Source organism: Streptomyces sp. NPDC018045 (assembly GCF_044327445.1).
Classification (GTDB): domain Bacteria; phylum Actinomycetota; class Actinomycetes; order Streptomycetales; family Streptomycetaceae; genus Streptomyces.
Genome location: NZ_JBIRFL010000009.1, coordinates 175,896 through 191,526, shown reverse-complemented (window position 1 = coordinate 191,526; position 15,631 = coordinate 175,896). Strand labels below are relative to the sequence as shown.

General features: G+C 66.3%; 13 protein-coding genes and 1 pseudogene. 5 read left to right on the top strand and 9 right to left on the bottom strand.

Features of this window, described 5'->3' with window-relative positions:
- Window positions 1-131: 131 nt before the first annotated feature.
- Window positions 132-404, top strand: a complete 273-nt coding sequence (locus ACH4EB_RS22180) for a GNAT family N-acetyltransferase (RefSeq protein WP_398349271.1) — start codon at window positions 132-134, stop codon at window positions 402-404.
- Between the two features lie 12 nt (window positions 405-416).
- Entirely contained in the window at window positions 417-875 is a 459-nt protein-coding gene (locus ACH4EB_RS22175; RefSeq protein WP_398349270.1) for a transposase, read from the top strand.
- Window positions 876-2,201: 1,326 nt separating this feature from the next.
- Here ACH4EB_RS22175 and ACH4EB_RS22170 read toward each other — a convergent pair.
- Window positions 2,202-2,957, bottom strand: a complete 756-nt coding sequence (locus ACH4EB_RS22170) for a helix-turn-helix domain-containing protein (RefSeq protein ID WP_398349269.1) — start codon at window positions 2,955-2,957, stop codon at window positions 2,202-2,204.
- Between the two features lie 222 nt (window positions 2,958-3,179).
- Here ACH4EB_RS22170 and ACH4EB_RS22165 point away from each other — a divergent pair, with 222 nt between their 5' ends.
- Together ACH4EB_RS22165 and ACH4EB_RS22160 are read left to right on the top strand one after the other, a co-directional pair.
- Window positions 3,180-3,851 carry a DUF4097 family beta strand repeat-containing protein gene (locus ACH4EB_RS22165; protein ID WP_398349268.1) on the top strand — a complete coding sequence of 224 codons (672 nt, stop codon included), beginning with the start codon at window positions 3,180-3,182 and terminating at the stop codon, window positions 3,849-3,851.
- 127 nt (window positions 3,852-3,978) lie between these two features.
- Window positions 3,979-5,071: pseudogene (locus ACH4EB_RS22160) on the top strand (serine hydrolase domain-containing protein); the annotation flags it as partial.
- An 881-nt stretch (window positions 5,072-5,952) separates the two neighbouring features.
- On the opposite strand, the gene ACH4EB_RS22155 reads toward ACH4EB_RS22160, so the two are convergent.
- Window positions 5,953-6,597 (bottom strand): FMN-binding negative transcriptional regulator, encoded by a 645-nt coding sequence (locus tag ACH4EB_RS22155; protein ID WP_398349267.1) that lies wholly within the window; start codon window positions 6,595-6,597, stop codon window positions 5,953-5,955.
- A gap of 72 nt (window positions 6,598-6,669) precedes the next feature.
- Complete coding sequence (locus ACH4EB_RS22150) at window positions 6,670-7,392, bottom strand: LmbU family transcriptional regulator (protein WP_398349266.1); 723 nt, start codon at window positions 7,390-7,392, stop codon at window positions 6,670-6,672.
- Window positions 7,393-7,824: 432 nt separating this feature from the next.
- Here ACH4EB_RS22150 and ACH4EB_RS22145 point away from each other — a divergent pair, with 432 nt between their 5' ends.
- Complete coding sequence (locus ACH4EB_RS22145; RefSeq protein ID WP_398349265.1) at window positions 7,825-9,003, top strand: IS701 family transposase; 1,179 nt, start codon at window positions 7,825-7,827, stop codon at window positions 9,001-9,003.
- A gap of 183 nt (window positions 9,004-9,186) precedes the next feature.
- On the opposite strand, the gene ACH4EB_RS22140 is transcribed toward ACH4EB_RS22145, so the two are convergent.
- The 6 genes from ACH4EB_RS22140 to ACH4EB_RS22115 all read right to left on the bottom strand — a co-directional run bounded on the left by ACH4EB_RS22140 (window position 9,187) and on the right by ACH4EB_RS22115 (window position 15,549).
- A complete protein-coding gene (locus ACH4EB_RS22140; RefSeq protein WP_398349264.1) occupies window positions 9,187-10,470 on the bottom strand; it encodes a cation:proton antiporter in 1,284 nt (427 codons plus the stop codon).
- Window positions 10,471-10,621: 151 nt separating this feature from the next.
- Window positions 10,622-11,842 carry an alpha/beta fold hydrolase gene (locus ACH4EB_RS22135; protein ID WP_398349263.1) on the bottom strand — a complete coding sequence of 407 codons (1,221 nt, stop codon included), beginning with the start codon at window positions 11,840-11,842 and terminating at the stop codon, window positions 10,622-10,624.
- Between the two features lie 38 nt (window positions 11,843-11,880).
- Window positions 11,881-12,828, bottom strand: a complete 948-nt coding sequence (locus ACH4EB_RS22130; protein WP_398349262.1) for a chlorinating enzyme — start codon at window positions 12,826-12,828, stop codon at window positions 11,881-11,883.
- Window positions 12,829-12,830: 2 nt separating this feature from the next.
- A complete protein-coding gene (locus ACH4EB_RS22125) occupies window positions 12,831-13,112 on the bottom strand; it encodes an acyl carrier protein (RefSeq protein ID WP_398349261.1) in 282 nt (93 codons plus the stop codon).
- 27 nt (window positions 13,113-13,139) lie between these two features.
- The gene (locus ACH4EB_RS22120) at window positions 13,140-14,735 is read right to left on the bottom strand and encodes an amino acid adenylation domain-containing protein (protein ID WP_398349260.1); all 1,596 of its coding nucleotides are present in this window, start codon (window positions 14,733-14,735) and stop codon (window positions 13,140-13,142) included.
- Window positions 14,736-14,838: 103 nt separating this feature from the next.
- Window positions 14,839-15,549, bottom strand: a complete 711-nt coding sequence (locus ACH4EB_RS22115) for a thioesterase II family protein (RefSeq protein WP_398349259.1) — start codon at window positions 15,547-15,549, stop codon at window positions 14,839-14,841.
- Between the last annotated feature and the right edge of the window lie 82 nt (window positions 15,550-15,631).

Here is a 15,631-nt window from a genome sequence, read left to right as displayed (position 1 = left end):
CGCTCGTCTGGCATGGCGTGCCGGTTTAGCCCTCATGCCGATGCGAGTACCGAGGCTGCACCGGGGTTCACCTGGCGTCCGATCGATCGGACCTGCCCGCTCGGCCGCGCCTGCGTCAGGCAATCGAGGCGGTGGACAACGACGGAAGGCCCCCATCCGAGGCGGAGCTGGCGCAGCGCTTCACAGACTCCCATGTCGACATGGCGCGCGGCAGCATGGCCGCATGGGATGGCGATCGTATGGCCGGCCACCACCGGATGAAAGCGCGGACCTCGGCAGAGCCCTTTCACGACTTCTGGCAACCGGGCGGTGTGGACCCGGAGTACCGGGGCCTGGGCATCGGCACTCGCCTGCTCGACTGGGCGGAGCAGGCGTGGCCTTCCCCTCGTAGCGTGGAGACGTGACCGGAGGGGAAGTTGAGGGTCATAGCGGGGAAGCGACGTACGTATGACGCGCCGTTTCGTGAGGGTGCGGTACGGATCGTATTGGAGAAGGGGAAGCCTGCGGCGGAGGCGGCGCGGGATCTAGGGGTGCACGAGGGCACGCTGCAGACCTGGGTTCACCGGGCCAAGGTGCGCGCGGATGCGGAGGCTGCGGGCGGGCTGGACGAGTCCGAACGCGAGGAGCTGCTGCGGCGGCGTGAGGAGAGCAAGAGCCTGCGCAGAGAGAACGCGGAGATCGGGATGGAGCGCGATGTCCTCAACCGTTCCGTGGCCCTCTGGGTGAAGGCCTGTGTGGCCGCCTCGGCGTGGTGCAGTCCATGGGACGTGTGGGGCTCGGCCCTGGACAACGCGGCTGCGGAATCGTTCCCATCATCGATCAAGGTGGAGTACATCCGACGGCATTGTTTCGCCACTCGGGCCGAGCCCGGCTGAAGATCGCCACGTGGATCACGGACTTCTTCAACACGCGCCGCAGGCACAGCGCGGCCAGCGTGGACTGGCGCCGGTGAAGTTCGAACGGACCGTCACCGACGCCAGGACGCGAGTGCATCAAGAGGACCGGCCAGCATGAGGAAATCCTACACGCTTTCAGGGAATTGCCAAAAGCGACGCGACTCCCCAACAGGAGCGCTCGGCCTCTACAAACGCCTTGGCTACCAACCGGACTTATGCGCTTCAGCGAAAATTCGTGCAGGCGGTCCGGCCGGATTCTCATCCGGTGGAGCTCTCGTGCCCGTGGTAGTAGGAGCATCCCCCACACTGACATCGGCGACGGCCAGCCAGATGGCATGGGAGCGGGCTGGGTGAGCGCGTGCGGGGATTCGCTCTCCCGTGGGACTACGAGGCTCGACTCAAGAACGAGTCGCCCGAGTACTGGCCTACTGGGGAAAGTATCGCCTCCTTGTTGCCTAACGGCACTCCGCAGGTTCTGTTATCCGCAGTTACCAATATCCGCACACGGCTCGGCCGCGACTGGTGCATCGCGTCGACACGCTGAACTTGACAGAGAATCTACAGGATGGGGATCGCGCGCTCCCCTGATGGTCGAACTCGTCAACCGAACCTCGTCGTGGAAGTAAGCGGTGACACAGCCGTCGATGCCGGCAGATGGCGGCACTCTGTACGAATATTGCGAGTGCCGGGCCGTACCTGGCGGCGCCCAGAAGAACCGGCTCGGCAGGCTCCTGCATGTCCGCCGCTGTCAGTTCGTCCTCGCTCATGGCATCCATCGCTTCCCAACAGATCACTGTGAGGCGAATCCTCACCGCAGTCTGCTCGCCGCTGCCTGCGACAGAAAGATCACCAGATCGTGTGACGCTGTCCAGCTCACCGTCCCCCGCTTCGAGGCTCCGTATGCCACGAGCGGCAGCACGAGGCCGGGCCTGGCCTGGCCTCACCGAGCCCGAGGAGCCGTACCGGCCAAACCTGACGAGTCGAGTGGCCGTTCGCCACCCTCGTGAGCCGCCGCCTGACCGGCACAGTAGTGCACCCCTGCGGCGCAGGGTCGTGCCGGCCTCCAGCAGCAGATCCCGTACGAAGGTGGCCGTGTGGCCACTCGCCTGCATCAGGTCCGGCAGCGTGGCGCCGTCCTCGTCATCCGGTGGATGCCGTGGCCTGGTCAGCCGCGGAGCTGCGATGAAGGACTTGCCGGTCTCACCGGCCCCTTGTATGAACGAGGCTGTTTGGCGGGCGCGACGGGGTCGGCTCGGGTGGAAGGGTTTGGCGGGCACCACTGGCTGTGACCGTCAAGACGGATGCCTATCCGCGATCTGAACGTGGCGTGGCGGTGCCGTGTGAGGTCGTTTGGGCTTTCGGGTGGAGGATGTCGCGGGCCTGGTCCGCCGCGCGGGTCATGCTCTCGCTGACGAAGTCGAGGAAGCGGGCGACGCCTTCGAGGCGGGCGGCGGCCGGGGTGCCGGGGCCGAGGATGCTGACGCCTTGCCGTGCGGTCTCGATGATCAGGGCGTTGGACCGGGCGCTGGCGATCGACGCCTGGTACCAGACGTCGTCGTCGACGATGTAGCGGTCTCGGCGGCGTTCGTCGCGTTCCCGGCGGATGAGGCCCTGGTTCTCGAGGAGCGTGATCGCTTTGGAGATGGACGCCGGGCTGACCTGGAGGCGCTGGACGAGTTCGGACGCGGTGAGGCTGCCCGCGTCGGTGGTGTAGAGGCAGGTCAGCACCCGGGACGTCATCTTGGGCAGGCCCGCTTGCATGATGACGGTGGTGAGCACCTCCTCGTACTCGCGCACGGCCTCGATGTCGCGTCCGTGGGCCTGCACGGGCGCCTGCGGCTCCCGGGGCGCGGCCGGCCTGCGCCGGCGGGCGCGGCGTTCGGTGGCGCGGTGGGCCAGGTCGGCGCGGTAGGCGGTGGGGCCGCCGTTGCGCATGACCTCACGCGTGACCGTGGAGGTCGGACGGTTGAGCTGTCTGGCGATCTCCGCGTAAGCGAGGCCGTCGGCCAGCCCCAGCGCGATCTGCTGGCGTTCGGGCTGGGTGAGTCTGCCTCCCGGCATCGTGGCCTCCTTCGTGCCCCTTGATGCCTCCAACATAGCGTTCACTCTCCACCTATTGCAACGAGTAGAGCGACCGGCGTTGCATTGTATTCGACACCATTGCAACGATATTGGCGCTTCTAGCTGCTCAGATGACGTTTTGACGCAACGGACTCCTTGTCGATTGCTGGAATGCAACGTAGCGTTTCCGATATCCGAAACGACGAGTCGCAGGAGAGCACGATGCAGACGTTCGACACTCCCGCCCCGGTCTCCGCCGTCCTCGACATCCCCGCGGGACGCATCCGGTTCAACGCCGCCGACCGGGCCGACACCACGGTCGAGGTCCTGCCCGCGGACGCCTCGAAGGGCCGCGACGTCAAGGCGGCGGAGCGGACCACGGTCGCATACCACGACGGCGTCCTGCGGATCGCGGCCCTGCCGGCGGAGAACCGGCTCCTTGGCAACCCGGGGGCCATCAAGGTGACCGTCCATCTGCCCGCCGGCTCCCGCATCGAGGCCAAGGCGGCCAGTGCCGAATTCCGGGGCGCCGGACGGCTCGGCGGCGTCGCCTTCGAGGGCGCGCACGGCTCGGTCAAGCTCGACGAGGCCGAAAGCGCCCGCCTCACCCTCGCCGCCGGCGACATCTCGGTCGGCCGCCTGGGCGGCCCCGCGGAGATCAGCACCCAAAAGGGCGATCTCCACATCGCCGAGGCCGTACGCGGCACGGTCGTGCTGCGCACCGAGGCCGGCGGGATCGCGGTCGGCGCCACCTGCGGAGTCTCCGCCGCGCTGGACGCCGGCACCGCCTACGGCCGGATCCACAACGCGCTCACGAACACCGACGGCGCCGCCGCCGGCCTGAACATCCACGCGACCACCGCCTACGGCGACATCACCGCCCGCAGCCTGTGACCCACCGCGCCGGGAGGCATCCCGTACAGCGAACGCAGCACGGCCTCCGCCCGGGACACGCTCGCCCCCGGCGGCCGGCACCACCTCACCGCAACGACCACCCACGCAACCGATAAGGAGCACAGCCATGCCCCTCACCCTCACCGGGCAGGACCGCCCGGAGCTGCGGAAAGCCATCGAGGAGACCGTCGATTCCGGATTCGCCGGGGTGCAACTGCGCGTGCACGATGAGCGGGGCGCGTGGGTCGGCAGCGCCGGGGTGCGCAAGCTGGGCGAGAGCGCCAAGCCCGGCCAACGGGCACTTCCGGATCGGCAGTACCACCAAGACCTTCGTCGCGACCGTGGTGCTGCAACTGGTGGCCGAGGGCAGGATCGGGCTGGACAGCCCGGCGGATGACCACCTGCCCCGGTTCGGGCTGGACCGGCGGATCACGGTGCGGATGCTGCTGCAGCACACCAGCGGGCTGTTCAACCACACCGGCGAGTACCACGAGGACGGAACGGTCGCGCCGGGGATTCCCTGGCAGGGCCAAGAGTGGGTGGACAACCAGTTCCACACCTACCAGCCGGAGGAGCTGGTACGGCTGGCCTTGTCCAAGCCGGCGCGGTTCGAGCCGGGGACGGACTGGAGCTACTCCAACACCAACTACGTGCTGGCCAAGTTGCTGATCGAGGACGTCACCGGCCGCTCGTTGGCCGAGGAGATGCAGCGGCTGATCCTGCGGCCGCTGGGACTGTCGGGCACCCTGGTGCCGGGCGCCTCGCCGGAGATCCCCGAGCCGCACGCCCACGGCTACTACCGGTACGAGCACGCCGGCCAGTGGAAGGTGGCCGACGTCACCCGCTTCAACGTCTCCTGGGTCTCCGCCGCCGGTGACATGATCTCGACCACCGAGGATCTCCACACGTTCTTCTCCGCACTGATGAGCGGCAAGCTCCTGGCGGACCCGCTGCTGGCCGAGATGCGCACGCCGCACCCCAAGAGCGGCGACCACCACTACGGCCTGGGCGTGTTCGTGGAGGAGACGCGCGATGGCGGCACCATCTTCCATCACAACGGCGGCTTTGCCGGCTGGGCGGCGCTGATCTACAGCACGCCCGACGGCAGCAAGACCCTGACCGCCTCGCTGACCACCGGAGACGCCGAGCTCGACTTCGCCGCCACGGCCAAGGCGTTCCAGAAGGCACAGCAAAGGCTCGTCACGGAGGTGTTCCGCGGCGGGCAGACCGAGCCGGCTCACACGACGGCCGAGCCGGCTCAGTGGACGGCGCCGAGCAGCCCTTTCAAGAACAGGGACTCGTTCACCGTCGTAGTGCACACCCGCGGCGTGAAGGCCGATGCGAATGCGATCGCGCGTAGCCCCTGCCTCAAGGTGCCCTGATCCGACCCCGATAGCCCGTCTGAGGCGGCCCGCCGGTTCTCACCGGCGGGCCGCTTTGCGGCATCAGTTTCCATGCGCACCATTGGTGAACACCCCGATGACGTCACGAAGTTGAGCGAAGGCAACCTGGCCCCCATTCAACACAGCACCCCACCGGGAGTTACGGGACAAGCTTTAGGCCGCCGCGCGAGCGTCCACGTCACCAGCGCCGTATACTCGAAAGCCGAAATCGGTTTCGCAGCCCGAGGACCGGGCCGATCTCCAGCACGGTATGGCCGAACTCCTTATACAGGCACGCAGTCTCTCCCACTGCCGGAGTGCGAGCCTGCCGTTCAAAGGCTTGCCCGGGTGCATCCATGGGTTGATGGAGTAGGTGACGTCGAAATGACGCGGGGGCACATCAGGATCGGTGTGGTGTTGCCGTGCGGTGCCTGGGGAGTGGGGCGGACTGGTTCGCAGGCATGTGCGCTGGTCGCCTAACTGGAGGAAATGAGAAGGAATGTCGTCATTTTCCACCGGCCCTGTCGGGCAGGTGCGGAAGTCGGCGAGACTGCCGTCCGGGGTGTTCCAGGCTAGAAGTCACCGTTCGGGCAGCGCATCCGGTTCCGTGAGGCCAGGTTTACGTAGGCTTCCGGTCGTTGTGCGCTTGCGCAGCAGCATCCTCGTCTATCAGCGGTGTCGTTATCACTGCCGACAGCCGCCTCAGAACCGACTGGCGATCATGGAAGCTCGCTCATGAGCTGGGCTGTCTCCCGGTGCCGACCGCACTCCCGCCGGGCGAAGTCGTCCCGCACCCGATCACGAACATCGGGCTCCTGCTCCTGGCTCAGCTTGAACATTCCTTCAGCTTTGGACACAGTAATCCGGAACGCTCCCACACCGGGCACAATTTTGCGGAAGTAGTCCAAGGATTCCGACATGTCCCAACCGGTTCCGAGCTCTCCTTCATACATTGTCACCGTGGACTTCACCACGTCCAGCGTCTCTTCGAGTGAAGAAATCTTTTCTACGACACCACGCACATGCACTGCCGTGAAGTTCCAGGTAGGAGCAGCTGGCACCTTGTCGTAAATCGTCGGAGAAACGTAAGCATGCGGACCGGTGAACGCAAGCAACACGGCATCACCCGTTTCGAGCGCCGCCCAATGAGGGTTCGCCCTGTTCATATGCCCAAGGAGCTGACCCCACGGCGCATCTACCGCGCATTCATCGGTAGGCTGCGGGTCCTGAATAATCGGCAGATGTGTAGCAAACGGCCCGTCACCCACATCGGCATTACTTACGAGTAGCGCCAAAGGATTACGGCGGATCAAATCGGCCATCCACGAACGATCCGGCTCTCGGTACACACAAGGGACGAACATGAGGAACGCAACCTCTCAGCTTCCAGCCCTAATAACCCACAGCTTTTCAGAGGCGCGGGAGCCCCCTCTCTGTCAGACCCTCACCCCCGACTGCTCTTCCACATCCTCCAGGGCCCGCCTGGCCTCATTGTCAAGTGTCGCCCACACCCATTTTTCGAAATCGACGCCCGCATGCAGTGCAGCCTGGCGCCAACAGTCGACCCGATGGCTTGGCACCGCCAGCCGACGAGTCACTGCGGGACGCGCATGAGCATCGGAGCCACCATCGCTGGCATCTCGGAGAGAGGTTCGGAGTTGTTTGGTGGTCCAGTGCATTTCCTCGGCACGGCCGAGCCACCACTCCTGCTCATCGACGGTGAGCGAAGCGACTTCAGCATGATGCTGGAACCTCAGCTTGCCCCGCCGCCGGCTGAGCACGAACCGACGCGCGACCCAGGCATAGTTGCGTAACGTCTGGTATTTGAGGCCGGCAGCACGGATGCCACGTTGATACCGGTCGGCGTAGTGGTCCTTCCCGTACACGAGCCAGTCACCCAGCCACCATGAGGACGAGTCCAGAACCCCCGAGAGTCGGCATCCGGCCTGCTCCCAGTCCTCGAAGCTCAAAGCGGGCGGCATCTGCAGGCCCACTCGCGTCGTCAGCACCTTGGCATTTTGCCCCGTGTCGCCTCCCAATCCATGACGCCCGATTCCCAGCATCGGCCTGGGGCGCTGGACATATCCGGACGGACGTACGTCGCTGTTCGCATTCATCACGCCTCCACACTGAAGAAGAATTGCGCGGAAGAATTTCATGAAGCCTGCCAGTGGGCACACGTTCGCGAAATCGCGACTAACGCCGGGCGATGAGTATCCCAGTACCCATAGCATTCCGCGCCAGCAGCTACTCGTAAAGGTTGACGGAGTGGAACGCGCAACAGAACGGAAATACCTGCTGCCGACTCACTGTATTGACGTCAACGCCTTCACTCATCATTGACTCGATGCGCCCTATCGATTCGAGTAGAACCCATCAGATGCAGCAACGGCAAGGGCGAAAGAGGCTGACAGTGCGACTTGCAAACGTCAACCACCATAAGCGCCCGATTGGCCACGGAGCGTGACGGGTGTACCGCCACTGGTCGCGACACCTCTGCACCGTTAAAAGACCATCAAAATTCTGAGGCGTTGATCGGGAGCGGTATACCCTGCCGCCGACCGCAATCGCACGGGGAAGCACGGGGAATCATGTCATTCAGCGCAGCTGGCCGGACGGACTCGACCAATGAGTTAGCGGCTTCAGAAGCCGAGGCAGCCTCGCTCGGAAATTTCATTTCACAGATTTTCAGACACCTGGCGAGAGTCGACCAGCACAGATTGGCCAAAATGTACCTGGCCGCCCTCCTCGCCACTTCCGGCAAGAAGTCCATTCGCCGGTTAGCCGATACCGTCTCGGCCTCGTCGGCCACCATGCAGTCGATGCGCCAGTTCGTGAATCTCAGCCCGTGGGACTGGAACCCTGTCCTGCGCGAGCTCACTACTTGGGTCGCAAAACACGGTTCAGTACCTGCGTGGACGATCGGCCGCGCGCTGCTGCCCAAACGCGGCGATCAGACCGTAGGTGTGCACCGCTACTTCGACCCGGGCTCCGGCCGCACCCTCAACTGCCAGGTGGGGCTTGGCCTGTTCTTATGCGTCGGCACGACACAGGTGCCCGTTGAATGGCGTTTGTTCCTGCCCCAGCCCTGGACTGATGACCGTCAGTTACGGCAACGCACGCGCATTCCGGACACCGAGTCCTACCGTCCGCTGTGGGCACATGCCCTCGGCCTGGTGGACACACTGGCCGAGCGCACCGCTCCCGCTCCCCTGGTGGCCGACATGAGGGATGATCCCCACGTTCGGCCGCTGATCCACGCGCTGGCCCAGCGTGGCCACAACCTGGTCATCGCCGTACCAGAGCACCTTCTGCTGCTTCCCGGCGAACGCGGCCCGAGCGATTCTCCGCTCCTCAGCGCTCGGGCCCGTCTTTCCTACGGGACCGCCCGGGACGTCATTGTCCAGACCGAGGATGGAGGACGGCGCCGCGTCCGTATCGTCTGCGCGCCGGCCCGCCTGCCGGATGCGACCGGTTCCTCTGCTGACTCGAAGTACCAGCTCTTCACCGAGTGCGGCACGGAAAATCGCACCGGCGGGGTATGGATCACCACGTTCCCCGAGCGGTCCCTGGCTGAGGCGTTCTCGCTCAGAACTCTTGCAGAGGCGACAGTCTCGACTGTCTCTCTCATGGAACGCTCCGTCGGCCTCCTCGACTTCGAAGGCCGTTCCTTCCCGGGCTGGTACCACCACATGACCCTGGCGTCCGCAGCCCATGCCTACCAGCGCCTCGGCAGGCACGCTGCATCCGGTCTCCAGGCGCTCGCTTAGCGAGGGGATGCGACCGGACGGACAGGCGTGTGTACGACCACCCGCCTGATATCCAGTGTGCAACACGGCACCAGAGGAGGCGACTGGTCGCAATGGCGTGGCCAGGGTCTCGTGGGTTCACCAAAGACCATGGCCCAAGGCGGTCGGTCGAACGGCAAGTGGCCACCGCGGACAGTCCTACGCTCACACTGCGGCGGTCTCCCGGCGGGGGCGGGTGCGTACACCACGGCTGCCGTCCTGTATCCGGTCGAGCAGTGACAGCAGCGGGCCGGTGAGGGCGGTGGTGACGAGGGCCATCACCACCAGCCCCAGGAACATCGGTGCCGTCACGATGCCGGCGTTGTAGCCGACTTGCAGGGCGATCAGCTCGGTGAGCCCACGAGTGTTCAACAGGACGCCGACACGCGCAGCCGTTATGGGTGACTCCCCTCCCAGGCGCGCGCCGAGATAGCCGCCGCCGATCTTGCCAATGGTGCCCAGAGTCGTGCTCAGGACCAGCAGTGCCCAGGGCGCCGAGCCGAGCGCGGCGGTGAGCACCGTGATCCCCGTGACCACGAAGAACACCGGCACGAGCAGTCGGCCGAACCAGGTCACACGAGACACCACCGCGGCTGCTTCCGACGAGGTGCCGACGGGGATCGCCAGGCCGAAGAGCGCGGCGCCGAAGATCATGGACAGCCCGAGTCTCTCCACCGCCAAGGCGGCCACGATCGCGCCGGTGCCGACCGCCACTGCAGCCAGGCGCGGGGAACGGGCCATCGCCAGGCGGGCGATCTCGGTACGCAGCACAGCCCTGAGGAGCGGTACCACGACCACCGATGCGGCCATGACCGCCAGCACCCGCAGCGAATTGACCGCGCTGCCCGCGCTCAGCCCGATCACGACGGACAACAGCACCCAGCCTGCGGCGTCCAGAATGATCGCGCCGGTGAGGGCCAACCGCCCCGCAGGGGAGGCCGTCAGGCCCCGGTCCGCCATGATGCGTGCCAGTACCGGCACCGCAGTGATCGACAGCGCCACTGCGATGAACAGCACGAACGCGGGTAACGGCGACGTGCCGCGCAGCGCCGGATCGTCGATGAGCAGCACCCACCCAGCCAGCAGGCTGCCGGCCAGCAGTGACGGCACCAGCGCACCGAACACGATCCAGGACACCGTACGGCGCCCGAACCCCAGGGAGCCGGCTCGCAGTTCGTGCGTGAGCCCTACCAGGAACAGCGCCAGCCCGCCCTCGCCCAGCAGTTTCAGCGCATCCCGTACACCATCGGGTAGCAGCAGACCGAACGCGTCCGCCCCCACCAGTGCACGCAGTGTGGGACCGGCGAGCAAGCCCCCAGTGATCTCGCCGATCACCTCCGGCTGGCGCAGCCACCGGGCCAGCGCACGGCCGAGCCAGGCCAGCCCGAGAACGACCGCCAGGCACACGGCCACATGGGCCAGGTACAGGGCGGCCTCTGCCACACTCATCAACTGCGTCCTTTCTCCGTGCAGGCAGCGAAGCGTCTGGGGCAGACACCGGCCTGCTCCCCGGCCGGAACGGTGATGCCGCGCCCGCGGCCGGTCCGAGAAGGGGCGTTGACTGCCATCGCCTGATTCGGCCGTCGCGTCCTCAGGTCAGTCAGGCGGTCGATCGAGCCGTACCGTGCTGTGCCATGAAGTCCGTCGCGACCTGCAACAGCGCGTCCTGCGCGCTGAAGAGCGAGATATGGTCCCCGTGGGCCTCCACACGGAGCTGTCCATTCGTGAGGCCCGCGGCCACTCGTTCCGAACCGGCTGGGTGAGCGATGTCGTCGTCCCGGCTGGTGACCACCAGCGCAGGCTGCCTAACCCTGGCGAGGTACGGTTCGACATCGGTGCCGGTGATACCGGTATTGAGGCGGCAGTATCGGTAGAGGAGTTCCGGGCTCGCGTACGGATACAGCACAAGGTGGGCCGCGTCGGCGGGGGTGCTGGTGAGCATGGCCTGGCAGAAGGCGGCGTGCACCGCCCGCGCAGCGGCGCGGCTGCGGGCGGCGGAGGTCATCAGCTCGATCAGCCCTTCCTGGTGCTTGGTCTTCGCGCCGCCGTCGGTGAATCCATACGCCCCGTGCCACAGGCTCAGCGAGGCGATCCTCTCCGGCCGGCCGGCTGCCGCCGCCAGGGCGATCACTGCGCCACCGCACAGGCCGACCACATGGGCACCGGCCACGCCGTAGTGATCCATCACCGCGAAGAGGTCGGCTGACTGCGCCCCGACGTCCACTCCGTAGTCGCCGTCGTGACCGGCCGCGCCGAACAGCCCCCGGCTCTCCCAGGTCAGCACCCGGCGGTCGCGGGCGAGGAAGCGTACCCAGGATTCCGAGAGCGCGACCGGCATGCCGCAGGCGGGTACGAGGACGACGGTCTCGGCTCCCTGGCCCGCGGCGTAGACGTGCAACGGCACCCCGTCGACGGAAGTGATGGCCTCCTTGGGGGAGAACGCCTCGAAGCTGTCCGCCAGCGTCCGGGTCAGCACCTGGTCCACCTCGCCGAGGCGGTCCACCGGTACCGCGGTGGCACAGCGCATCCACTCCGCGAGCGCCAGCCGCTCGCTGATCACGCGCTCGAACATCTGGAGGTCGTCGAACGCCGTGTCCCGGGCGAGCGTCAACCCCGCGACTCCGGAACGCCGGGCGACCCGGTCCAGCAGCCGGCGCAGCGCCCGCCACTCCCCGGCCGGCCGGCCGGCCGGGGAGACTGTGGCGTCGCGGCCGCCCGGGACGACCCGGACCGGTGATGCCAGGCCCTCGACGAGCGGCTTCACCGACAGTACGGACTCGGCGAGCCGTGCGATGGCCTTTCTCGTGTCGCGTCCGAGCATTCGACGACCTCCTTCAGCCGACCCCTACGCCAACGAGCTCACCGGGTGGGGAACTTGTGGCCCTTCGTGGTGTGCGTCACCTTCCGGTTGTGGGTGTGGGTGTCTTCGCCCGCCACCAGCACCGTGCCGTACTCGCTCAGGCTCACCCGGCCGCCGTATTCGTCGACGTCATCGGTGTCGGGGTAGACCGCCACCGAAGTCGGTACGTACCGGCCTGCGAAGCCCAGCCGCATTTCCCTGTCCATCGCGGAATGCGGCTTGGAGGCGTGCATCATCGTGGACCAGAACATGACCGCCTCTCCCGGCTTCATGACCATGGACACCGCTCGGTCTTCATCGGGCTGCCAGTCGGGGTCCTTTTGCAGTTCGCGGTAGTCGTAGCCGTAGAAGCCACGCGCGGTTCCAGACTTCTCCTGACGGTTGATCTTGCCCGGTTGGTAGTGCATCTTCTTCGTCTCGTCATAGAACATGGTGCGCTGCGTCCCCGGAATGAACTGCAGGCAGCCCGTTTCTTCCGAGGCTTCGGTAAATGCAGTCCACACCGTGATGGTGCCACCGAATTCTCTTTCGGACTCCGGCCATACGATCTGCGGCTTGCCCGAGGCGAAGGCGAAGGTGTCGGCCTGGTGCCAGTCCGTTCCCTCGTCTCCCGGGTATTTCGGGAAGAACTCCGAGCGCCAGCAGAGAACGTTCGGCCCGAGGACGGCCGACACCCGGTCCACGATCTCCGGCCGGCAGATGTGGTCGGCCAGGAACGTGGAGTCCAGATGGCGGTCGTAGTTGGCGATGTTGGTGTTTCCGGCCTGCGCGTCGGTTTCTTCGTATACGGCCTTGCTGCGGTCCATCAGCTGGAGCCGCTCGCGCCGCCAGAGCCGCTTCATCTCCTCGACTTCGTACACCTTGAAGGGTCCCAGGTAGCCCCGCTCGTGGAACTGGGCGACTTCTTCGGGGGTGGGGGTGAAACTCTGCTGCATCGTGTTCGTCATCGTCAGTCCCTTAACGTGAGCGGCTCTTGGCTTGTGATGTGCGCCTGAGCGAGCGCCGACAAGGAGTCGACACTCGCTTCGTCGAGCGCCGTGACATCGACGGCAATGTCGTACTTCTCGTTCACCTGGGCCACGATCCGAATGAACGCGAGCGAAGTGGCGCCTTGGTCGAACAGGTCGACGGCCGGATCGACCGCCTCCCGTTCCAGTACGGTCCGGGCTATGGCGTCGATTTCCTGCTTGATACCGGCGGTACCTTCGCCGGTTCTGATCGAAGCGGTCATGATGTCGCCTCCCGTTGCGGTACGGAGTTACTTTCCCAGCGCATGACGATTCACCTTTCCCTGGGGCGTTACAGGAATATCCGTGACGATTTTGTATACGGAAGGACGAAGGTGCTGCGGCAACGACGCTCGCGCATGCTTCTCTGCCACAGCGACAAGGCGGGAAGTGCTCCGCTCACTGAGATCCGGGCTGTGTGCGGGCAGCAGATAGGCGATCAGCCGGATATCACCATCCCCGAAATCTCGGGACGTGACAACAGCTCCCGCGACATCCGGCAGGTGCGAGAGGCATTCTTCTATCTCGCCGGGTTCGATCCGGTATCCGCGGACCTTCAGTTGGCTGTCCATCCGCCCGAGGTAGACCAGTTCGCCGCCGGGCAGGCGCATTGCGCGGTCGCCGGACCGGTAGACCCGTTCCTCACCCAGTTGCGGCGCGGGGGACAAGAAGCGCTCGGCCGTGAGTTCCGGCCGGTTCAGGTAGCCGCGGGCCAGGCCGGCCCCGGCGATATACATCTCGCCGGGCACGCCGTCCCGTACCAACTGCCCGTCGTCGTCCACGACATGGACCCGGAGGTCGGGCAGGGGCACACCGATGGGGCTCCTGCCGCCTTCCGCCAGGTCCGCGGCGGTAATCCTCCGGTAGGTGCAGTGCACCGTCGTCTCAGTGATCCCGTACATATTGACCAGAGCCGGACGGCGATCCCCGTGCCGGTCGATCCACGGGGCCAGCATGTGCGGGTCCAGCCGTTCCCCGCCGAAAAGCACCAGCCGCAGGGCCAGGCCGGCCGTGCTGTTCTCCCCCGAGGGCAGGACGGTGAGCAGTTGGCGGAACGCCGAGGGCGTCTGGTTCAGAATGGTCACCCGCTCGGAGCGCAGCAGCGACACCAGCAGCGCGGGCGAGCGCGAGACCGCCTCGGGTGGCAGGACCAGCCGTCCGCCGTACAACAGCGCGCCCCAGATTTCCCACACCGAGAAGTCGAAGCTGATCGAGTGGAAGAGCGTCCAACTGTCGCGGTGGTCGAACGCGAACCGGGGCTGGGCCTGTTCGAAGAGCCGTACCGCGTTGCGGTGTTCGACAGCGACGCCTTTGGGCGCTCCGGTCGTACCGGATGTGTAGATGACGTAGGCCAGACCGTGCCCGGCAGGCTCCGCCGGCTGCTCGCCGCATCCCGGCGTGGCGGTGCCGGATTCGCCGGTGACGCGGTCCCCTTCGATCCATACGATCGCCGGGTGGCGCCCGGCCATCAACTCCGCGGTGTCCGCGGCGGCCACCACGACCGGTGCCGCGCAGTCGGCCAAGAGATAGTCGACGCGTTCCGGCGGATAGGTGGGATCGATGGGCACATACGCACCGCCCGCTTTCAGAATGCCGAGCATGCCGGCGATGGCTTCCGGGCTTCGGCGCGCGCACAGCGCGACGAGGACGTTGGGCCGTACGCCCAGCTCGGTGAGCCGGGCGGCCAGGAGATCGCTGCGCTCGTCGAGCTCTCGATACGAGACCGTCTCGCTTCCCGAGGTCAGCGCGATCCGTTCCGGAGCGGCGCGAGCGCGTTCCTGGAAGATGCTGTGCAGACAATTGCCCGGCAACATCGCGGATTCCCCTTCACGATTGATGGGTGACATGGCGAGGTGATACGTCGCGGAGCCGTACGACCGGGTCCCTTCACCGGCGTACTCCCGTTCACCGCCGTACTGTCGCCAGGACATCTGCTTCCCGGCGGAGCGCCTACGCGCGGCTAACTGTCCTTGGCCGGCCCGAAGCGCCCGGCAGATACGCGGCCAGTACCGCGGTCACGTCGGCTTCGCCGTCGAAAAGGTAGAAGTGGCCGCCCGGCAGCACGATCGCGTCGAAGCGGCTGGTGGTGAACGCCGACCACGCCTCCAGGCCACCGCGGTCGACCTCCGGGTCGGCGTTGCCGCTGAGGGCGACCAATGGCGCCTTCACCGGAAGCGGGTCATGGCGTTCGTATTGCTCGCTCAGCCGGTAGTCGGCACGCATCATCGGCAGCAGCACCTTGACCAGCTCCGGCTGTGCGAGCAGATCGGCAAGAGAGGCATTGACACGCTTGAGGTCCGCAAGCAGCTCGCTGTCGGTCAGCTCGTGAATCCGTCCACGCCCTTTGTGGTGGGGCGGGGAAGCGCCGGACACCGCGAGGAGATCGATCACCTGACCGTGGCGGCGCTCCAGTTCAGCCGCTGCTTCGTAGGCGATATAGGCGCCCATACTGTGGCCGAAGAGCGTCAGCGGCTCATCGGTCCACGGCTCCAGAACGTCCGCGACACGCTCGGCCATCGTCCCGATGTCGTCCACGAGCGGTTCAACGAAACGGTCCTGCCGGCCGGGGTACTGCACCGCGTACACACCGACGTCCGTCGGAAAGCGCGCGCCCCAGGAACGGAACTCATGGGCCGTTCCTCCCGCGTGCGGCAGGCACACCAGTCGTGACCGTGGCTGCGGTACGGGGGTGTGGCACGGGCGCAGCCACAATTCGAGCGAGGTGGGATTCGGGGAACGCAAG

Coding starts and splice junctions, on each gene's coding strand:
- ACH4EB_RS22170 (WP_398349269.1), bottom strand. CDS start 2,957: ATGCCGGGAGGCAGACTCACCCAGCCCGAACGCCAGCAGATCGCGCTG.
- ACH4EB_RS22165 (WP_398349268.1), top strand. CDS start 3,180: ATGCAGACGTTCGACACTCCCGCCCCGGTCTCCGCCGTCCTCGACATC.
- ACH4EB_RS22155 (WP_398349267.1), bottom strand. CDS start 6,597: ATGTTCGTCCCTTGTGTGTACCGAGAGCCGGATCGTTCGTGGATGGCC.
- ACH4EB_RS22150 (WP_398349266.1), bottom strand. CDS start 7,392: ATGAAATTCTTCCGCGCAATTCTTCTTCAGTGTGGAGGCGTGATGAAT.
- ACH4EB_RS22145 (WP_398349265.1), top strand. CDS start 7,825: ATGTCATTCAGCGCAGCTGGCCGGACGGACTCGACCAATGAGTTAGCG.
- ACH4EB_RS22140 (WP_398349264.1), bottom strand. CDS start 10,470: ATGAGTGTGGCAGAGGCCGCCCTGTACCTGGCCCATGTGGCCGTGTGC.
- ACH4EB_RS22135 (WP_398349263.1), bottom strand. CDS start 11,842: ATGCTCGGACGCGACACGAGAAAGGCCATCGCACGGCTCGCCGAGTCC.
- ACH4EB_RS22130 (WP_398349262.1), bottom strand. CDS start 12,828: ATGACGAACACGATGCAGCAGAGTTTCACCCCCACCCCCGAAGAAGTC.
- ACH4EB_RS22125 (WP_398349261.1), bottom strand. CDS start 13,112: ATGACCGCTTCGATCAGAACCGGCGAAGGTACCGCCGGTATCAAGCAG.
- ACH4EB_RS22120 (WP_398349260.1), bottom strand. CDS start 14,735: ATGTCACCCATCAATCGTGAAGGGGAATCCGCGATGTTGCCGGGCAAT.